Genomic DNA, 21,105 nt, shown 5'->3' on the forward strand with positions numbered 1-21,105 from the left:
ATTGTACGATCATGATGATTGGGCTACGATCGATCGGATTGGCGGATCAATGACGGCATCGCCCGCTCCCATTTCTCCAAACGTCTTCTGTCCATGCCATGGGTTTTGCTGATCGACGGCTACAACGTGATCGCCCCCGTGGCGAGACCTGGTCGTCAATCCCGCTGGGTTTCTGCCAGCGAGCCCGATCCGCTATGGCTGCATCGGGAGCGAATGCTCTTGATCCAGCGGCTCGCTGACGCATTACCTAAATCCGTTCACGCAAAAACCTGCGTTGTGTTTGACGCACGAAATCCTCCGCCAGATCGCTCCGATTCGTTCACCGAGCGTGGGATCTCGATTCGCTTTGCCGTCGATCACCCGGAGGCCGATGACCTGCTGGAGGAAATCATCCGCGCCCATCATTCGCCCAAGCGTTTGATGGTGGTTTCGTCAGACCACCGCGTTCAATCCGCCGCAAAGCGACGCGGCGCTCAGACATGCGACTCCCAACAGTGGCTCGATGACCTGTTGGATGGAAAGGTCCGGCTGGCGATCAAGATTCCGCGATCCAAGCAAGAAAGAGCAGGGGACCTGACGACGATGACGACATCATCCGGCCAGCCAAACGAAACGGGCGGGGCAGGGCAGGGCGGCAGCAAGCCAAGTGGCGGGATTTCTGCAGACGAAGTCTCCCAGTGGCTCGACGAATTCGGCTTCGATCGCCCAGACAGACCCGACTGACGGTGGCGATCAAAAACCGCCAGCCCCCCCAAACCCTCGCGTTCGTGGCAGATTGCCGCTTAAAATCACCCGCAATGCGGCCCCCTCCCGCCGGTGAACGTCCCGGCCAGCCCTCCGCCACGGTTGCTCCTTCCGTACTCGCTACCCCAAGCGTAGAATCAGGCCAGACCTGCACCGAGATGCAGGCGGGGATCATCGCAGGCGCCCTCGTTTCCCCTGCAAACTTTCCGCTGAACCTTCACGTTTCACGATTCCATCATGACTGCAACCGCCGTCTCGCAACGAGCCTTCAACTTTTCGGCCGGCCCAGCCGTTCTTCCCGTCTCCGTCCTCCAGGAGGTGCAGGACGAACTCTTGTGCTTGCCCGGTGCACGCACGTCACTGATGGAAATGAGCCATCGTGAAAAGGAATTCATCGAAATCCTGCATGACGCCGAAAACTCGCTCCGATCCCTGATGGGTATCAGCGACGATTACGCGGTACTGTTCCTGCAAGGCGGCGCAGCGCTTCAGTTCTCCATGATCCCCGCCAACTTGCTCCGCGGCACCGACAAAACCGCTGCCTACATCCAGACCGGAACCTGGGGCAAGAAAGCGATCGGAGAAGCCAAGAAGGAAGGCAAGATCAACGTCGTTTACGACGCCGCCACCAGCAATTTCAACCATGTGCCCGCCGCGGGTGACTACCAAGTCGCCGACGACGCTGCCTATCTGTACTATTGCAGCAACGAAACCATCCAAGGCGTTCAGTTCCAATCCGAACCAGAGTGCCCGTCGAGCGTCCCGCTGATCAGCGATGCATCGAGCGACTTTCTGTGCCGTCCGCTGGACATCAACAAGTACGGTTTGCTCTACGCATGCGCTCAAAAGAACGCGGGCCCCGCCGGCGTGACCGCGGTCATCATTCGTCGCGATTTGCTCGACCGAGGCAGCGATCAACTGCCCGGCTACCTTAACTACAAGAACCACGCCGAAAACGATTCGGAATGGAACACCCCGCCGACCTTTGCCATCTACGTGCTCGGTAAAGTCGCTCGCTGGCTGACCAACGACATCGGCGGACTCGACGCAATGGAAAAAATCAACCGCGAAAAATCGCAACTGCTGTACTCGGCAATCGATGAAAGCGATGGATTTTACGCCAGCCACGCCAAGCCCGATTGCCGTTCGACGATGAACGTCACCTTCAACTTGCCCAACGACGAGTTACTGACGGCTTTCATCAAGGGTGCCGCCGAGAACGACTTGGTCAACCTGAAAGGTCACCGCAGCGTCGGCGGAATTCGTGCCAGCATCTACAACGCCATGCCACGCGAAGGCGTCGAGTGCCTGGCCAACTTCATGAAAGACTTTGCGTCTAAGAATGGTTGATCCTCACTCGATCAAGCTTCGTACCGGGCAACTGCTCGCATTTGTCCAGTCACCGGCCGCAACGTCACGCTTGCGGCATCTGAACCTTTCTTCCCAACATCCCAACCACTCAGCTCCGCTATGCATCGCATCATCGTCCTGGACAACATCGCCCAAGAAGGCCTGGACATTCTCGACGCCACACCCGGTATCGAATACGAAATTCGAACCGGACTCTCGGGAGACGAACTCAAAGCCGCACTCAATGAGTTCGACGCCGGCATCCTGCGGAGTGGCGTGAAGATCACGCCTGAGTCGCTCGAAGGCAACACGCGTCTGAAAGCTCTCGTGCGTGCCGGCGTGGGAACGGACAATATTGACAAACCCGCGTCCACACGCCGCGGAATCGTCGTCATGAACACCCCGGCCGGCAACACCGTCAGCACGGCCGAACACGCCTTCGCACTGATGATGGCGCTTTCACGCAATATCGCAGCGGCCAACCAAAGCCTGATCGAAGGACGCTGGGACCGCAAAAAGTACATGGGCACGCAGCTCGCCGGCAAAACCGTCGGCATCGTCGGCATGGGACGCATCGGTCGCGAATTCGCGACCCGCGCCCTCGTCTTTGACATGAAAGTCGTCGCGTATGATCCGTTCTTGACGAACGAACAAGCCGCCGCGTTGGGCGTCACCCGCGCCAGCACGGTCGAAGAAATGCTGCCCGAAATCGATTATCTCACCGTCCACACCCCGCTGACGCCCGAAACAAAAGGCATGATCAGCCACGCACAATTGGCGATCGTCAAACCAGGGTTGCGAGTCATCAACGCCGCTCGCGGCGGCATCTATGACATCGACGCCCTGGTGGAAGGACTCAAGACGGGCAAACTCGGCGGCGTCGCCCTGGACGTTTTCGAAAATGAACCCTGCACCGACAGCCCGCTGTTCGGAATGGACAACGTCATCTGCACTCCCCACTTGGGCGCCAGTACCGAAGAAGCCCAAACGCAAGTTGCTGTGGAAGGCATCCACTTGCTGATCAATTTCCTCAAGACCGGCGAGATCAAGCACAGCGTCAACGTCGCCGCACTGGACCCCAAAGCACTCGCCGAGTTGCGCGGCTTCCTGAACGTCTCGCATCGTCTGGGCCTGCTCTCCGCCCAGTTGCACGGCAGCGGAATCGACAAGGTATCACTGACCTATCGCGGAGAACTGGCGCACAAGGACACCCGCGTGGTGACCAACGCTTTCTGCGCCGGCCTGCTGGAACGCATCGTCGACGACGCCAACATCGTCAACAGCGAAATGCTGTTGCGTGAACGAGGAATCGAGCTGAGCGAAGAAAAGCATCACGAGATGGGCGCCTTCTCGTCCAGCCTGACCGCAACCGTTTCCGGTGGCGGCCAAAGCGTCACGGTCGGCGGTGCGATCCTCGGTCAACACATGCCGCGTTTAATCAACGTCAACGGCTATCGCTTGGAGTCCTATCTCGACGGCAAGCTGATGATCTTCATGCACAACGATGTCCCGGGCATCATCGGCAAAGTCGGCAGCATCTTCGGTGACCACGGCGTCAACATCGCCCAGATGGCAGTCGGTCGCGAAGGCACCACGCCCGGCGGCGCCGCCATCGGTGTTCTGAGCCTGGACGGCGAAGTCCCCGCAGCCGCGATCGCAGCAGTGGAAGCACTCGATGCCGTCGAGAAAGCCATCGTCATCGACCTCCCCGCCGCCGACGACCTACCCGCCTGGCTCGGCTAACGGTTGCCCCGAGTTGGCTTCCAAGCCCGGATGATTCACGCAACTCACTTCAGTCATCGCAAAACGTTTGCGTGAATCAGCTTGCGCGGATTGGCAGAAAAACAGTCTGCGCAGATCGGCCGCCACGCGATAGAGAACGTCCGGCTTAGCAGGCGGCGGAATCACAGTATTTCGCGGGGAGTGGCGTTCAATTCCTAATAGCTAAACGTCTTTAAGCGGATCACGCTACCAAACGCCGTGAGCCGCGACGCGTGAGCGGCCGGGCCTTTCGAATTGCCCGGGGCGTCAAAAGATGAGGGCTGTGAAAACGCCTGCGATCTCCCAAACCGATCGTCCGGTACTCTCTCCCCGCCCAAAAAAGCTCGGTCAACAATCTCCCGCTGTCCCCCCCAAAGCTGCGAAGCAGCGGCAGCATAGAGCCTTGGGCGTCAGCCCAAGGACCGCTTATTGTCGCCACGCCCCAAAGGGGCCGAATAAGAAAGCCCAGGGCAGAGCGTAGCGCCGCCCTGGGCTACTTTGTCATGCCCCTTCGGGACAAAAACAGTACACACCATAACGAAGACCGCACGGAAAATACGTGTCGCGAAATCCACCTAGGAATCATCTCTCCGCGTGATTTTGGCAAAGAGACAGGACAGTTATTTTCCGCACGCCCCGAGCAGCGGCAGAAAAACACCAGCCTTTGCGAATATCTAAAAAATCACTTGACCGACACGGCCAATCCGTTACAAACTGTAACGTTACATTACGTAGCAGGAGAATCATGTGGCAAAGAAGTCGAAAAAGCCGCCAGCGAAGAAGCCGACCCTGAGCGAGCTTGAAAACAAAGTCATGGACGTGGTCTGGCGTCAGCGTGAAGTCAATGCCGAGCAGGTCCGTCGCTTGGTCAAGTCCAATCAGCCGTTGACGGACAGCACCATCCGGACCGTCCTTCGACGACTGGAGGCAAAGGGTTATGTGTCCCATCGTCGCGAAGGCCGTCTGTATCTCTACCAGCCGACCGACTTCTCTCAGAACGTCGCTGCCGACGCCGTCCGCGGGATCATCGACCGGTTTTGCGACGGCTCCGTTGAATCGCTGCTGGTGGGCATGGTCAATCGCGAAGTGGTGACGCCGGAGAAGCTACGGGAACTGGCTGATCGAATCAAAACCGACCAACAGAAGCGAAAGGGCAACAAAAAATGATCCACCTCGACTCCATTGCATTGCCAGGACTCGAACTTCTGGTGAACGTTTCCTTGAAAACTTTGTGCTTGGCATGGGTCGTCTGGACGGCGGTGAGCCTCTGCCGCGTGCGAGACGCAACCGTCCTTTCACGACTGAATCTCTGCTTGTTGATCGGAATGATGTTGATGCCAATCCTCGTCATCGCTTCTCCACGAATCGCATTGCCTTGGATTTCAGTCAACTCGGTTGTCGCTGATTCTCAACCGCATCCAACACAGAATTTGCATGATTTCAACAACGCAAATCCTGCAGCCGTCAAAGACACGCCGATGGATTTTCAATCACATCCCGTCGCAAGCAACATCACGGACAACGCCTATTCAAAGCAGGCCATGGAACCGTCTGGTATTCCGACCGTCGATGATGACCGCGTCTCGGGTCTGGAAATGGTCCCAACGGACAACCAAACCTTGGTCCCAACGAGCCAAATCCAACCAATCGAATCGAGCGATCGATCAACACGCACGACATCAACTTCAACGATCACTTGGGTTGCCTTGGTCGTCTTGGGGACCTACTTCGTCGGTGCGTTGGCCATGCTCGCTCGGACGACAATTGGATGTCTGCGTTGCACTGGGATTGCCTCCCGAGCAAGGCGAGTGACGGCCCTGCTCCCATCGAATTCATTGCACACAGATTTATTGCCCACAGATGACCCAGCCTTGAGTGTCTGGCAGTCGGATGAGATTTCCGTCCCGGTGACCGTTGGCTTTTGGTCGCCCAAGATTCTGTTGCCGACCGACTGGCCTCAGTGGGAACATGAACTGGTTCAGATCGCAATAGCGCACGAGAGAGAGCACCAGCGACGTGGGGATACCTTGACGATGCTTTTGTCATCGTTCAATCTCGCGATCTACTGGTTTCATCCGATTGCCTGGACCCTACAGCGTCGACTTGCTGAATTGGCAGAACACGTTTGTGATGACTCAGTCATTCTGACAACAGGACATCGGCACACGTATGCAAAACATCTGATCTGGATGGCTCAGCGTGCAACTGACCTGCAACGTCAGCCACTTTTGGTTGGGATGGCACGTGGCCCAATGATCGAGCAGCGTATCGAGCGAATCATTGACTTCAGCCGACCGCTGAGCCAACGACTTTCCAAGTCGGTCGCAAGTTTCGTCGCCCTCGTCGTCATCGCGTTGTCGGTCATGATCGCCGGAGTGACCGCCAGGGCTCAGCAGCGAGAAAACCCGGACAGCGATCCATCCACCACATCACCGGCGGACGATGTCAAGCCGTCCCTTTCGGGTCGAGTCATCGGTCCCGACCAAAAACCTGTCGCCGGCGCAACTGTCTATCTCAGGACGCGGCAGGCCAATGCGACTCGCTCCGAACCACAAGAAACGACCACCGACAACATCGGGCGTTTCGTTTTCAAAGAGCTGCCCGACGGTGAACACCAATTGGTCGCCGCTGCCAGCGGAATGTCTTCGCGTGTGAAACGCTACCAGGGAGAGAAGGTTTCACCAGACGAAAACGAAATTGAGCTGCAACTCTCAGCTAGCCCGACCTTGCAAGTCGAGGTGTACTCGAAAAAAGATCAATCGACCGTCCGTGACGCGATTGTGCGTTTGAATTGGTCCGATATCAAACGTGATCACGCTGTCGACGAAAGGGGGACCGCTACCATTGACGGCCTGACAGCAGAAGAATGGAGTGTCGAAGTCAGAGCGCCCGGATATGCCGAGCAGAACCATACCGTCAGGCTACCGACGGGTGGATACACAACGATCAAGTCCTACCTGGACCCAGGAGCCTCCTTGGCCGGACGCGTGGTCGATGATGCGGGCACGCCGATTGGCGACTTGGGACTCAGTGTATTTCCTGGAGACATGAGCGGTGGACAAATCGAGTACGTCAAGACGCAGCCCGACGGAACCTATCGATTCGATTGCCTGCCAATGGGCGGGCTTCGCTTGTCTTCGAACTCACCTGATCATTCGAATCAAGACTGGCAGGTTTCGCTCACCGCAAAACCGGGTGAAACGCAAACCCTCGACTTGACGGTTCCACGTCGTCCCGATGGTGGTTCGATCAAGGGCACAGTGGTCGACAAAGACGGCCATCCGATTGCCAACGCCAGCATCAGCAATCACGGACGCTCGTCCAACCTCATCCGAGAAACAGGCTCGGACGAACAAGGACGCTTTCACTTACAGAATTTGTACAGCCCCGACGAACTGGTGGTCCAAGCCAACGGATACGCACCGGTTCAAATGAGCATTGCAGGAAAAGTCACCGAGCCTCCGTCAGAAATCAAGATCGTGCTACAACCGGGACACAGCATCGCCGGCAAGGTGGTGGACGAACGAGGAAAATCGATTCCCGATGTTTTCATTGTCTCCAATGGCAGGACTGGCGGCGGCTTGCGGATTTCGCGAACCACCAAGTCCGACGTCGATGGTCGATTCAATTTCAATTCACTACCCAAAGGAGCAACCCTCGACTTTCGCAAAAGCGGCTTCACTGCGCTTGGAGATCGCGAGTTGCCGCTGGATCGCGATGACGAAGTCGTCATCACGATGCCCGACCAAGGAATGCTGCGTGGCCGTGCGATTGATGAAAGCACGGGGAAGCCGATTCCATCCTTCAATGTCCGCATCACCTTTTCGCCAGATCGCAAACCCGGCGAACCGAGCGGGGGATTGACCGGCAACCGGGTTCATGAAGGGGAGGCCTTCTCCAGTGTCACCGGTCGCTTTGAATTGCTGGACCTGATTCAAGGAATGCCGTTGCAAGTGACCGTATCGGCTGAGGGCTATCAGCCCGCCGTGCTGCGACGCGTTGTTGCTCAACGAGATTCCGAGGCAGCTGCTGACGTGTACAGATTGAAGCCCATCGATCCGAGTCAGCACTTTACACTTTCCGGCAAAGTCGTCGATGAAGACGGAAATGGCATTGCTGGACTTGAAATGCGATTGATCGCCTGCAGTGAGCAACGCGGCGACTCTCGAGCGGAGTTTCCTTTCAACTGGGAGATGGTGCTCAACGGACAAGTCGCGCAAAGTGCGGAGGTCACTCAGTTTCTCAAGACGATCTCCAAACCAGATGGTTCCTTCACCTTTGCCAACGTCCAACCAGCCGTTGACATGGAGATTGCCTACTGGGGCGACGGTGCTGTGCGAAGCCGGATGCAGGGAATTGAAAAACTCAAGCCCGACGCACGCGAAACACTGGTGATACGAGCAAGTCGCGGCGGCGAGGTAACCGGCAAAATCGACATCGACTCCTTTCATGGCATTTCACAGATCCAACTTTCTGGTAGCGATGGCACTTTGCCGGCCATTCTCTCTCCAGACAAATCCAGCTATGTGATCAAAAACGTTCCTCCGGGAACACATCGTCTCATCGTTTACGGGCCTCCGATTCGTGCCGACGAACTCAATGGGTTTTTCCGAATGGATGTCGTCAAACGTGTTCCTTGTGAAATCGAGCAAGGCCAGACTCTCCAGATCGATCTCGCGGCAGTCACACCTCCCAGTCAGGATGATTGATCAGCCGCAGCGTGAGAGCGTCCCACTTAGCATGGTTGTGTTATCAAACGCTGGGCGGTGCCATACGCCCTGAGCCGCTGGCCGTCAGGCCACGGTTTTACGCTTTGCAATGGACGCACGATACGTGCCAGCCCCGACCTGACGCGTCACGACTCACGGCGTTTGGTAGCGTCATCCGCTTAGATACGTTGAGCTGCTTGGGATTGAACGCCACTTTCCGCGAAATGCAGTGATTCCGCCGCGTTCTAAGCGGGACGCTCTCTATCGCGTGGCGGCTGATGAGCGCAGACTGTTTTCGTGCCAATCGTTCTGGAATCTTATCGACCGACCGAGGCACAAAGATGAGCGGATGACCGTGAAGCGGTCACAGACGGTAGCCGGCGATAGAGCGCAGCGATCATCGCCGGTTCATTCGGTGTTATGAAAACCGACCCCGGAGGCGGTCGTAGCACCGATTCCGAGAAGCCTGCGACACCCTTCGGGGTCGATTCAACATCGTCGTTGCAAACCACGGGTGCGCCTTCGGCGACCCGTGGCTACCTTCTGCGATCCCTCGCGGGATCCGATTTCGCTTTCCCGACTCAGTCCCCATTCAGATGGGTAACCAAAGACGTCAGCAATAAACTTCACCTCTCGAGAGACGCGGCTACGTGAAGCGAGAGCCTGCAGGGCAGGGCAGGGGAGTGGTGTGTACAATGTCTCCGTTCCTCATGAACCATCGACTTCACCCTCTACCTTCTGCCAATCACTGCCATGCACTCGTACTTCCGCACCGTTGCGACCATGGTCGCCGTCTTGTCCTTGACTCTCTCCTGCGTCACGGAAAACGCCGGGGCAGCAGACGATCCCCATGTGGTCATCATGGTTGCGGAACGGGAATATCAGACCGATGAGTCGCTGACGGCGTTTGCCAAGCAGCACCTCGCCAGCGGCTATCGCGTGTCCATCTTGCGAGCCGCAGACGACGACCGGAATCGGTTCGTGGGCGCCGAAGCGATCGACTCGGCCGATGTGCTGATCATCAGCGTGCGACGCCGTACGCTGCCCGCCGAGCAACTCGACAAGGTTCGCCGACACGTGGCCGAGGGCAAACCGGTGATCGGCATCCGCACGGCCAACCACGCGTTCTGTTTACGCAACGAAGATCCTCCGGCTGACCGGGCCGCTTGGCCGGAGTTCGATAAAGAAGTCTTCGCAGGCAGCTACACCAACCATTACGGCAAGGACTTGAAAACAACCCTACAAGTTGTCCCCACAGCCGCTTCGCATCCCATCCTTGCAGGGATTGATTCCAACAAAACGTACGACGCTGGCGGGTCGTTATACAAAGTCGCGCCCTTGGGCGAGAACACCACGACATTGATGTCGGGAACGGTCACAGAAAAGCCCACCGAACCGATCGCCTGGACACACACGCGATCTGACGGCGGCAAGAGCTTCTACACCTCGCTGGGACACGTCGACGATTTCGCCGGCCCCGTGCTGCCCCGAATGCTGAAGAACGCCATTCAGTGGGGATTGATGAAGTAGGGCTTTCCCTGAACTGCTCAAATCTTGGGGTTGTGGCAGTTTGGGTTTGCGCGGGGTCTGCTGTCACCTCCACCAAAGAATGAGACTGCTGATTTAATCGTTTTTCGTTATCACTGTGAGCCGATGGCGCTAGCCACGGGCCTCGAAGGGTTGGGACAGCACCATCAGGCCCGCGGCTAGCGTCTTGCGGCTCACTAAATCAGCAGTCTCGGAATTTGAGGGAGGTCGGATCGAGCGAAGCAAGATCCAGGAGAGGGCCTACGCTAGAACGAGAAAACGTAACGCGACGAGAGAACGTAACGGGGTTAGTTTCGCCGGATCGGCGGTCGTCTTGAGTATCCGTAGGTCATGCTCTGCATGACGAAATACGGTCTGCCCAACTCCACGTTTGGCTGCATAGATCCGGGAAGACATCTGCTGATGACCGATGTTATCGACTTGTGATGGACTTTTGCCGGCATGCAAACCATCACCTACCGCAACTGCCGAACCAACGCTGCGTCAAAGGACCGACAGCGAGGGGCCAAAAAATGCTGGATCAGAATGAGCACGAGCATTTTTTTGCCCTTCCATTTTTTTGCCCAAACTTTTCGCACCGAAGTATCTCAAGTCGACCTGACAACCTAGAAGTATCGATCGATATTACTCGACTTCGTTCCACCTGATTCGCTTCGGACACTCACAAGCTTTGAGCACTGTAATCAACTGATTGGGCCAACAGATACAATTCTTCAGAGCTATTCCCGTTCACAGCCGCGCTCACCACCCACAGTCCATTCATCCTCACCCCCTCTCTGCCTGCCTCGCTTCAGAAGCTTCAACGACTAACTTCCAGCACCAGTCTTAGACAGCCGCTGCAACACTCACTACTGGGCCTGCCGCTTGCAGTTACCCAGGCGGGATCTCCCCCCGCTCGTCAATCAGACCTTGCCGGTCCACACGTGCAACGGTTTGTTCTGCGGTGTTAGCGAACTGCTAGCCCCACGGAATCACACTCTTGGTCAAACGTATGCTCGGCGAGAACGGAAAGGTCAGACGGATCAAGGCGTCGAATTGACTCGCGGGCAGCAACCCACAGACCGGAATGCTCTCCGAATCCGACCACTTGTACGCCCAATTCGACTTTGCCCATCAGTTCACCATCGGAGTTGAACGACACGAGGTTTCCAGTCACCCCGTCGACAACCAGAATTCGCTTCAAGCTGCCCCGATAAGTTGCACAAGCGATGCTTCTGGGATCGATTTCGTTTAACTCCACGAGGATACGGGTCTGTCCATCTGGATCAACCGCGAAGAGTCGAGTCTTGCTCCCGGTTACGTCTGGGTGGTCCCGCTCGATAACCCAAATCCTCCGCCACCAGTCATTGTCATTTGGTTCGATGGCAACTCCAACACCACACCAGTTTCTGGAATTGATAACCGTGGGGTGTTCGGGTTCCACCGGTAACTGGGTTAAGGGCCGCCTGATGCCGATCTCGCCAGGGGGTTCAAACGCGATTAACTGCTTTCCAATCGCCCAAAGCTGTGACCCCACGACATCATTCGTCAGAGCGACCGCGCCCAAGTTCAGGCGGCGGATCTCCTTTCCAGTCGTCGTGTCGAAGAACACTGTTTGCCCGTCGTTGATTGTTTTGCCGGCCACGCATCCGATTTGTTTTGCGTCGTTGGTCAGGACGATTGCGGTGGCATTCTCAATCGGAATTGTGAGTTGAGAAGTTCCGTCGTAGTCAAATACCGACACACGATCACGCAGGTTTTCGGCGATAAGTACGTGCCGATGGACCGCATCAAACCGCAAGGTGTTCTGGGACGATAGTGATTGGCATACTCCGAGGCCAGAGATGACGTTGATTACGTTCGCTTGCGTGTCCAGCAAGATCGCAGAATCGCGGTTAAGATCAGCTCCGCTAACGGACGGTTCGGAATCACGGAGCACGGCGACGACGGGATTGGACTGTGCCAACGCCGAGCACGCGAAACAGAACAGAAGTCCGAGTGACGCCAGATATCGAACCATCGCAGGTCTCCTCTCGAAATGTAAACCGCAGAACGTTGGACATCACGGGGGACGGACGAAAGACTTTCCACTCCAAAAACCGCGCAAGCAGTTCTCCCGTGCATGTCATGGTTCGCCATTCGTTTGTTCTTCTGACGGCTTACCATTTTTCAGAAACGTCGGATCACCGACAACCATACTGCCGTGCGCATTTACCAAGTCGTCGACTTTTGCATTTGGGTGTCTGTACCCAGGTCGGTTGGGATCGAAATCGATCAACGCCGAACCCGCAGACCCGCGTCCTTTCCAGGTGTACTCAATCCCGCCTGGAACAGATCGCCATGTACCCGCCATTTGCTCGAGGAACTGGTAAGGGATCAATAACGATTTTCCGTCTGAAGTAAGTATGTGGAGGACATGATTGCTGCCACGCTCAGCATTGGGTTTAAACTGAGTAAATACTGCAACGCTAGGCCTATCCGCGAGCAGTGGTTCAACCGGATTTTCATCGGAAGTCTCTTCGTTGATGTACTCAACGCGGACCTGCTTTACTGCGGTCTTGTAAGCCTGCTGAAGCTCCGAAAGTTTTTGTCTGTACTCGCGGGTTATCTGCTCGACCTGTTCTTCGTAGTCGCCAGAATCGCGTGTCGCTGCCCGAGGAATTTCAGTGTTTGGATTATCATCGGCAGACAGGTTCAGCGTCATCGCAAACGCGAATACGACGACGATAGAGCGCAATAGGCGATATTTCATCATGGGTCCTAAAGTACGGTGACAGGTAGGCGAACGGCGGCGTTGACCGAGCGACGCCATTGTGGTTTCCATGTTCATCCGCCCGATGCGTCGCTTCGGGCGAGTAGGCCGGGTTCTCTTTGGTTTAGGTTACGGTTTGTTTTCCCTGTTTGCCACCCGTTTCCTCTGGTGGTGTCACAATATTGTAACCATGCCGCATTGATCCCCGGCCCCTCTCAGATCCGGACGTGCCGTGTTACAGCATCCGGCTCCCAGATTTCACTTGTCTCCCGCACGCACTTGTTGCTGGGACATCGCGATCAGGTCCCTCAATCGAAAAGCAACCGTAGGTCAGTTGGGGCAAAAAAATGTGCGGGCAAAAATACGTGACCAGAATAACCGTAGGTCATGCTCTGCATGACAAAATACGGTCTGCCCATCTCCACGTTTGGCTGCATGGATCCGGGAAGACATCTGCTGATGACCGATGTTATCGACTTGTGATGGACTTTTGCCGGCATGCAAACCATCACCTACCGCAACTGCCGAACCAACGCTGCGTCAAAGGACCGACAGCGAGGGGCCAAAAAATGCTGGATCAGAATGAGCACGAGCATTTTTTTGCCCTTCCATTTTTTTGCCCAAACTTTTCGCACCGAAGTATCTCAAGTCGACCTGACAACCTGAAAGTATCGATCGATCTTACTCGCCTTCGTTGCTTATTCCACTTCTGGGACATACTCGAATCGGCACGGCTGGATGCCGTGGTCGATCAAGAACCTCAGGGTCCTCATTGGTTACCTGACTGACGTGATGTGTAGCGCGAGTGAGCCGACCAAGGCGAACAGCAAGCGTTCGCCGGGGCGCCGACTCGGGGTCTCTCCACGAAGCTCGCCGTTGACGCGTCGCGGAGTGTTGCCTTGGGGCATGTACAAACCTTGGGCACTGGAATCATCTGATGGGGGCCAACAGGTACCAAATGTCGGAGCTATTCCCCTTCACAGCTGCGCACACCACCCACAGTCCATTCATCCTCACTCCCTTTCTGCCTGTCTCGCTCCAGAAAGTCCCGTGCTTCAACGACTGACTTCGAGCACCGGTCTTATACAGTCGCTGCAACACTCAATACTGGGCCTGTCAATACTGGGCCTGTGGCTAGCAGCTACCCAGGCGGGATCTCCCCCCGCTCGTCAATCAGACCTTGCCAGTCCGCACGTGCATTTTATGGTTATCGCGATTGTCGTTTGGCGTAGCGTTCGAGTACAGCATCCGCCATGAGTTCTGGAGTGAGTTCACGTTGATTGTCGCCGTCGCCGAAGTACTCGCCCGGCCAAAATACCAAATCGGAAATCTGATTGTCACCAAACGTCTTTTTGATCGTTGTGAAGACGTACTGCAGATACGCGTTGTCGCAAGGGTCGGCGAGTACTTTTGCAAACATAGTGGCAAGGGTGTCACGCTCTAACCCCGGCAAAGCTTCCGTGACGCGATCAGTCAACACGCGACGGACATAGTCAATGTGTTCTTCTGCCCCGTAGATTCCTTGGAACTCAGAAAACGGAATGCTTGTACCAGCCAATTGATTGAACTCGGCAAGAATTGAGGCGTCGGCATTTTCGTCGCCGCCATCTAGCCGCGCCGCCAGTGCTGCAAGACGCTGCAACAGGTCTTCATCGAGTTTCGGTTGAGCCATGATTCGTGAACTCAAAAGCGATAACGGCGCTGATCAGCGGGGACGGGCGAACGACGTGCAAGCAGACGAGAAAACGGACCACCCGTCCTCCGTTGCATCACATGGTTCGTCGTGGATTCTACCATCGTTCTCGACGTGGTATCACAAATTCGGGCCTACGCTCATCGACCCACTCGAACCCTTCATGCGTGAGTGTCAATTTTCCGTCGTCAGTTACGACTGTGAATTGCGCAAGCCCTAGTGTGTCCGGTGTGATATGTTTCTCTGCGACCGCCGAGATGCGAAATGGAAACATCATCCCGTCTAGAGAGTAGTTGCCGTAAGCACCGATTCGTTCCAAGATTCCCTTAGCTGAAAGCCCGACCACCGCCGGATTGTCCATTGGAATCTTCAATGTTGAACTGCCGCTCAGCATGAATTCCCGCAGAATCGCTTGCTCAACGGGGTCCAGGTTCTCCAATTCGCTGGACACTTGGGATCGGCGTCGGGCTAAAGACCCGCGGCGCCGAAATATGCAAACACCCTCGCACCAAGCGTTTACCAATACAATGCCGCTTGAGATCAGAAATACGATCCCGACAACAGCTCCGTAGGTCGCCGGAATCAAGGACAAGTGCAGTTTGTCGAGAATCGCTTGTGGTGAAAACAGGACAGCGCCCGTAACGAACGCCAATAACGCGACATACTTGGTTGGAAGTTTGAAAACGTCCGAAAGTTTGGTTAACCATTCCAAAGTTGAGCCCTCCATAACGGCGTGGTAATGCAAGCAATTCTAGGCCATATGTGTAGTGGCGGCAAATCGCACGAGAGAGGGCGCGAATTTTTCAGATCGACGAACGAATTGCGATCTATGCAGACACAGGACGTGCATGCATAGATCGGGCGTTGAACTTTGTCGGAGGTTGGCAGTCTCGTAAGACTTGGATCGGAGCGTCCGATCCGCCTCAAAAAGATTCTATCTCGAATGACACTCCCGGTGTTAAACCAGGCAGGTACATCTGGATCGCTTTTGCCGGTTCCGGCCCCGTTTCCCTTGCGACTTCTACCTGCGTTTCCAGGTACCAGTCGTAATCATCCGAACCGTAGTGGGCCGTCCAGAACTCGCGGTGCGACTCCCGCTGGCGCTCCGCGTACCACTCCGGACACGTTTCACTCTCCCGCCAGATCAACTCCTTCCACGTCGGCTTGGGCGTCTCACACACCAAACTTAGCTCGATGCTCCCGCAGTGCGCACACTCGCTCGAGGCAGCTTTCGTTGGCAATCCCGAGTCTGACCCCGGCGAACGCCGCCTAGGATTCTTCCGCAGTGTGTTCTCGTGCGAAGCCGAGATGCATCCATGTTCCATTGGTTTCGCTGCCACCCGTCGTCCTTGTCACATCCTGACCTCCGGCACGACCGCGTTGCAGTAGATGGATGCTGTCATGCCCAGCATGACCTACCGAAACCGCGTTGTGGCAAAGAGCAGAGAGCGTGGGCAAAAAAATGTGTGGGCAAAAAATATGGCATCAGAATGAACAGGAGCATCTTTTTGCCCGTCCATTTTTTTGCCCTAACTCCCCGCACTGGTGTGGCTTTGCTTAGGCTGGGTCTACTGGCTGGACAGCGGCTACACACCGCAGGAAAAACCACTGACGACTCCGCTTCGCTGCCTCCACTGTGGTGGCTAGGTCCGAGTGGTGTAGGTGACATACGAAGCCACCCTGTTGCCACGCGGCCCACCGCAAGCGGTGTTCGCCAAGGAAACGTCATCGGGGAGGCGAAGGATGAAGGCACGTACCGACCTCGCAAATCGTCACCAATAAGATGACTGGAAACGGATCTACGATCCCAACGCATCGCCAGACAGTCGCAGACCGATACGAGAAGCAGCATCGCACTCCGTGTCATGTCTTCCAGTATGGATGACGGCACCGCCAGCGTCTGAAACAGCGGCAAGCAAAACCCAAGTGAGCTAGTCAAATCGCTCGTCAGGACCACGGGCTTCTTGAACAGAGGACTTGAGTATCACCTGCGTTCGTTCCTCACTCCGCGATGTCAAATCCTTGTTGGTTATTGGCTTCTTGACTCATCCGAACTTTCGGCTTCGGATCGCAGGGTGTTTGCATAGTCTAGCATTGCGGGTCTGACGATGGCTCGGTAAAGCACAACGAAAATGACGGTAAAACCAAGTCCGATTAGGAGCGACCGAACAGCCGACTCAACATTGCCAGGATTCGGTTCATACCAATCACGCCATGCAATCAGCGCACTAGCCGCCAGTGCATACGGCAGGGTTAAACCAAAGAACCATTTGGCCGCGCGACGTTTGTCAACGCATTGTCCAATCTCGCCGGAAACACGAAGACGCTCGGAAAAACCATCGAGAAGTTGTTTCAATTTCTAGTCCCAAGTCCGGTATTTTGAATCGTGGATCGCGGACTGGGCGAAAACACTCAGATCTGCCAGCAAATCCCAGACACGTTGCTGGACATTAACAATAGTAGTGATGAACAATGCCGCTGTCTTGGCATACTCTCGAATGTGAACTCTGTTCTTTCGCTTCTTCTCGTTTTCACCGATTGATTGCTAAATCAACCTCGTTTAACGCCAAGCCGCAGGCGTAGGCGAATCCGTCAACACAACCAAGAGCCGTCGCCCAGACCATCGGCATCAACACAGCAAAGATGCCGTTCCTCCAACACGACTCCCCCCGACCGCGAAGTCGGTCACAGAAGGTAGCCGTCGGTCGCGACAGCGCACCGACGGTCCTCCGAACCTCACCTCAATCGACCCCGAAGGCGGTCGCAGAAACACCTTGCAACATACCGTCTGTGCAAAGTCAATTCCGCCCACGTGGCGGGCGAAAGAAAAGACGAGGTTGCGAATGCAAGAAGAAGCTCAGTGAAGATTTGAAGTTGGTTGGCAAGGAAGCCAACGCCTCCTTCCTGGCAGGATGCGTACCCCTGACTTCAACCCCGAGCAGTCAGCACTTGACTTCAAACCCTACCACGAACTCAACCAACAAAGACCTGATTAGGTTCAACGATACAAATCACCGAGTACGAACAAAAAGGTCACCATCAAAAACTGCGCTTTTGGGTACTTCGGTGATTTGTATCGTTGGGTTTGCAGCGGCCAAAAAGCGACCATCGCTAGGCACCGCAAGCGAAATACTACTGTAAGCAATTCCGCAAGACAAATCACAGCTGTTTCTGATGCGCCCTTTTGTGTCTCTTTGTGCTTTTCGTGGCTATCGATTGGTCAGCGCACTCTCCCCGGCAGACGATGAAGGTTGCTAGCCACAAAAAACGCAAGAACAAGCAAAAATCGCCGTCTGCATTCGCTCGTTTCGCGGCGCGAGTTGAAACGCGGCATCAAAAGCGAGATGCAATCCAGCAAGAAAGTTGGCGAGCAAGCATCACGCGCATCTAGCGCCGAGCCCACGTTTCGTTTGCCTCGCCCAAGACGTTCGCGTCGGAATCATCCTTTACCCAACGAACGGTGGCGATTCGCGGGCGGCGGCCAGTGACCCAGCCATTGCGAAAACGGCGACCACCGCCGCTCCGTATCATCGCATGGTTCGCCGCGAATTCGAATGGGCAAGGAAAGGAGCTGACCCAGCGCTCACAATGGTGTAGAATTGGGCGTGGCAAGAGTCCCAGGAGCCGAAAATGTCTACGATCAGTGTCAATGTACCCGACCCAATAATGTCAGCAATCGTGGAGCGTGCAAGGATTAGCGGCTATGACGACGTCAACGAATTCGTATCGCATCTCATCATGCGAATATCTGAGCGCCAGACTGAAGTAGAGAATCTCGCGATCGAAGGGTTGCAGAGTGGACCAAGTGAGCCATGGAATGGAAAAGAAATAGAGGCAATTCGCGCAGAGTTAAAGTCAAAGCACGGAAATTGAATGCCTGGACGCAAAGTGCCGCATCGCAGGCGGCTTGCCATCGAAGACATCGCGGGACACTCAAGTTACATTGCCGAATCGAATCTCGATTCAGCCCTGCATTTTCTTGATGCGATCGAAGCGACCGTCGAAATGTTATGTCAATTTCCGGAAGCAGGTGGTGTGGTGCCGACCACACGATCGGAAGCCAAAGGTCTTCGTGCGAAGTTGGTAAGCGGGTTCGGCAGCTATGCCATGCTCTATTTCGTGACGCCAGAATTGATCGACATCGCGCGAGTCATACGGGGAGGACAGGAGATGGACCAGATTGCGTTACAAAGCAGGTGAAGTCCCCGTCTTCAGTCGCTGAATGGTGGCGATCAGCGGGCGGCGGGAGTTGACTCACCACTTGCAGAAACGTCGCCACCGCCGCTCCGTTGCATCGCATGGTTCGCCGGCTTGCGTGAAGGTCGGCGAATGCAAGTACGCCCAGACTCGGCCTGTACACGACGAATCCGAGCAAAAATACGGTCAAGATCAAAACCATCATCCGCCCCCAGTTGATGACGGATACGCTTGATCTCAGCGGTCGGGTCAGGAATCATCGAACGCCTCAAGCAATTGTTCGGGTGTGCATATCGTCGTTGCCAACAATTCGATCCCGTTTACGGCGGCAATCGCGATGTGGGTTGCGTCCCGTGGCTCGGACCGAGGAACCGCGTTTCCATCAAGCAGTAAATCAGCGAGCGATTTTGCACCGTCGCCGCCATCGAGCATCGGAAGGTCGCCAATCACAGCGGGACGTTCTGAGGCAGCGGTAGGGTCCCCGCCGTTGCATTCGTCAACGACCAGGGCTGAGACGAACAATTCGTAGCGATCTGGGGCAGTGTCCCACCATCGTCGCGTGACGGATTGCCTAGCCGCCATTGCGAGATCAGGGTGCACACGGCCAGCGATGTTGCCAATGACGGTCGTTTCGAGGTAGACACTTTGCATCGAAGTATCTTAGCGGATCTCGAGCAGCGAAGCTGCTGTGAGTCTATCGGTCGACAGAACGGCAGCGTTGACCGAGCGACGGCAATGTGGCATCCATTTGCAAAAGCCGTATCCGTCGCTTCGTGTCCAACGCATTGTTCGTTGGTGTTTTGGTAGCGGCGAACGAGCAACCATTGCCCCACACCGATCACCAAAGTTTAGCGTGCGTATCATCACGCGCCAAATTCGACCGCGCATCGTCGATCGCAACCTTCGTGGTGAAGATTGTCGGCCGCATCGACGCCTGACGCTGGTTTCGAGCATCCGAGTCGTTCCGCCTCCAACCGTAAAGACGATTTGCCACGAAGAACACGAAAAGACACGAAGAAGGTCGCAAGCATTCATTCATCGCGCGGACCAAGATCAGACCCGGCAACAGATCGCGATAGCGTGTCAAAGATAGCCATCAAAACAGACGACGGCAAACCAACACGACACGCATCCTCTTCGATCACATCGATCTTTTGCCTCGCCCAAGACACCTGCGTTGGATTCATTCTTCATCCAACGAACGGCGGTCGTAACCGAGGACGCGCGAAAGACTCACAATTGCCAAACCGCTCAGCACGCGTCCTTCGGTGGATGTCATGGTTCGTTGCTACAAACACCTGAGGTAAGAACCTCAATCAATCTAGATTCTATGGTCAGCCCGAAATTTTGCGACTTCGGATTCCGTAGGGAAGTGGTCGAACGTCCTCGTAGGATAAACAATGGTACGCGGTATTGGAGTGTTCGTGTCAACACTAGCCGGGACAAACCAGTGCTTCTCGCGTCGAATATGCGTTTCCTCGTGAATTAGGTAGCAAAGCATGAACCGTCCCCCAGTTTTCATTACCGCGATGACATGATGTGGATCCAATTCGACAACGACGCGAATTTCCGAACTGTGGGTGAGCCGCAAATCATGTCGCAGCTCCTTGATGATCGATCGTGGACGTGGAACAAGAGCGAACGCTATGGTAAATACCGCAACCAAAAACATCAAAGTCATTACGCGGAAAGTCATCCGGCGACTCATATTTTCGGCGAACGCTCACAATCACCCGGCGGGCGCGAGTGACTGTCCATTTTGAAAACGCCCGAGTCGCCCGCTCGGGTGCATTGTGTTGTTACGCCATTCAGTCCCACCATAGAACGACCACTCGCATTCCCGGCATCAATTCAGGCGCTGCGGATGGTTTCTTGTCGGTGTTGCAGGACCACTTACTTCCAATCTCGGTCGGCATCAGTGGAGACGCCCATTCAGCAACCTCATCGTCCGTTGCAGATGTGAGGACATAGATGGTGTCACTATCCGGCCAAATATCTTCGTCCTCCGGTTCATCAGCATATGGGCTTTCGTGAATTGCAATAAGAACGTCTTGCACAGTCGGGCGTTCCCGTATTTCGCGTAAGATTCGGTAGCATTCGGCCAATGGCGGCCGTCCAGAGCCTGCGATATTCGGAGCAAGTGAGCTCTCGTCCCAGTTGTGTTCAAAGAAGTCTTCAATGGATACGACGGGAAGAACTGCAGTATCGGAGTCGGCATCGTACTGAGCCATGATCTTTGCGATCACCGAATTTCGATGTTCGAGCGCAAGCGACATTCAGCTTTTCTCTGTGGCGTAACGGCACGCGTCACCCGGTACGCGCGAAAGATTCTCAATTTCAAAACCGCCCGACTCGCGTACTCGGGGTGAGTA

General features: G+C 55.5%; 15 protein-coding genes. 7 read left to right on the top strand and 8 right to left on the bottom strand.

Annotated elements, in window-relative coordinates:
- Positions 1 to 93: 93 nt before the first annotated feature.
- The 6 genes from Pla52nx_RS28105 (at position 94) to Pla52nx_RS28130 (ending at position 10,094) form a co-directional block, all read left to right on the top strand.
- Positions 94 to 723 (top strand): NYN domain-containing protein, encoded by a 630-nt coding sequence (locus tag Pla52nx_RS28105; protein ID WP_146521919.1) that lies wholly within the window; start codon positions 94 to 96, stop codon positions 721 to 723.
- 258 nt (positions 724 to 981) lie between these two features.
- Entirely contained in the window at positions 982 to 2,094 is a 1,113-nt protein-coding gene (gene serC / locus Pla52nx_RS28110) for a 3-phosphoserine/phosphohydroxythreonine transaminase (protein ID WP_146521918.1), read from the top strand.
- Positions 2,095 to 2,214: 120 nt separating this feature from the next.
- Positions 2,215 to 3,837: a phosphoglycerate dehydrogenase gene (gene serA / locus Pla52nx_RS28115; RefSeq protein WP_146521917.1), complete on the top strand. Its 1,623-nt coding sequence runs from the start codon at positions 2,215 to 2,217 to the stop codon at positions 3,835 to 3,837.
- A gap of 765 nt (positions 3,838 to 4,602) precedes the next feature.
- The gene (locus Pla52nx_RS28120) at positions 4,603 to 5,022 is read left to right on the top strand and encodes a BlaI/MecI/CopY family transcriptional regulator (RefSeq protein WP_197454868.1); all 420 of its coding nucleotides are present in this window, start codon (positions 4,603 to 4,605) and stop codon (positions 5,020 to 5,022) included.
- Positions 5,019 to 8,564, top strand: a complete 3,546-nt coding sequence (locus Pla52nx_RS28125) for a M56 family metallopeptidase (protein WP_146521916.1) — start codon at positions 5,019 to 5,021, stop codon at positions 8,562 to 8,564. The genes Pla52nx_RS28120 and Pla52nx_RS28125 overlap by 4 nt, the downstream gene beginning before the upstream one ends.
- A gap of 753 nt (positions 8,565 to 9,317) precedes the next feature.
- Positions 9,318 to 10,094, top strand: coding sequence for a ThuA domain-containing protein (locus Pla52nx_RS28130; RefSeq protein WP_146521915.1), 777 nt, complete (start codon positions 9,318 to 9,320; stop codon positions 10,092 to 10,094).
- Between the two features lie 964 nt (positions 10,095 to 11,058).
- Here Pla52nx_RS28130 and Pla52nx_RS28135 read toward each other — a convergent pair.
- The 5 genes from Pla52nx_RS28135 to Pla52nx_RS28155 all read right to left on the bottom strand — a co-directional run bounded on the left by Pla52nx_RS28135 (position 11,059) and on the right by Pla52nx_RS28155 (position 15,717).
- Entirely contained in the window at positions 11,059 to 12,111 is a 1,053-nt protein-coding gene (locus tag Pla52nx_RS28135) for a hypothetical protein (protein WP_146521914.1), read from the bottom strand.
- 105 nt (positions 12,112 to 12,216) lie between these two features.
- Positions 12,217 to 12,846 carry a hypothetical protein gene (locus Pla52nx_RS28140; protein WP_231742248.1) on the bottom strand — a complete coding sequence of 210 codons (630 nt, stop codon included), beginning with the start codon at positions 12,844 to 12,846 and terminating at the stop codon, positions 12,217 to 12,219.
- A gap of 1,204 nt (positions 12,847 to 14,050) precedes the next feature.
- A complete protein-coding gene (locus Pla52nx_RS28145) occupies positions 14,051 to 14,515 on the bottom strand; it encodes a hypothetical protein (protein WP_146521912.1) in 465 nt (154 codons plus the stop codon).
- Between the two features lie 118 nt (positions 14,516 to 14,633).
- Positions 14,634 to 15,263: a super-infection exclusion protein B gene (locus Pla52nx_RS28150; RefSeq protein WP_146521911.1), complete on the bottom strand. Its 630-nt coding sequence runs from the start codon at positions 15,261 to 15,263 to the stop codon at positions 14,634 to 14,636.
- A gap of 196 nt (positions 15,264 to 15,459) precedes the next feature.
- A complete protein-coding gene (locus Pla52nx_RS28155) occupies positions 15,460 to 15,717 on the bottom strand; it encodes a hypothetical protein (RefSeq protein ID WP_146521910.1) in 258 nt (85 codons plus the stop codon).
- A 2,692-nt stretch (positions 15,718 to 18,409) separates the two neighbouring features.
- Between Pla52nx_RS28155 and Pla52nx_RS28160 the strand changes: the two genes are divergently transcribed.
- Positions 18,410 to 18,736 carry a type II toxin-antitoxin system RelE/ParE family toxin gene (locus Pla52nx_RS28160; protein WP_146521909.1) on the top strand — a complete coding sequence of 109 codons (327 nt, stop codon included), beginning with the start codon at positions 18,410 to 18,412 and terminating at the stop codon, positions 18,734 to 18,736.
- 32 nt (positions 18,737 to 18,768) lie between these two features.
- Here the strand turns inward: Pla52nx_RS28160 and Pla52nx_RS28165 are convergent, their stop codons facing one another.
- The 3 genes from Pla52nx_RS28165 to Pla52nx_RS28175 form a co-directional block, all read right to left on the bottom strand.
- Positions 18,769 to 18,993, bottom strand: a complete 225-nt coding sequence (locus Pla52nx_RS28165) for a hypothetical protein (RefSeq protein WP_146521908.1) — start codon at positions 18,991 to 18,993, stop codon at positions 18,769 to 18,771.
- Positions 18,983 to 19,384 (bottom strand): type II toxin-antitoxin system VapC family toxin, encoded by a 402-nt coding sequence (locus Pla52nx_RS28170; protein ID WP_146521907.1) that lies wholly within the window; start codon positions 19,382 to 19,384, stop codon positions 18,983 to 18,985. Before Pla52nx_RS28170 ends, Pla52nx_RS28165 begins: the two co-directional genes overlap by 11 nt.
- A gap of 1,157 nt (positions 19,385 to 20,541) precedes the next feature.
- Positions 20,542 to 21,009, bottom strand: coding sequence for a hypothetical protein (locus Pla52nx_RS28175; RefSeq protein ID WP_146521906.1), 468 nt, complete (start codon positions 21,007 to 21,009; stop codon positions 20,542 to 20,544).
- Between the last annotated feature and the right edge of the window lie 96 nt (positions 21,010 to 21,105).

Origin of the sequence: Stieleria varia (assembly GCF_038443385.1) — a bacterium.
Classification (GTDB): domain Bacteria; phylum Planctomycetota; class Planctomycetia; order Pirellulales; family Pirellulaceae; genus Stieleria; species Stieleria varia.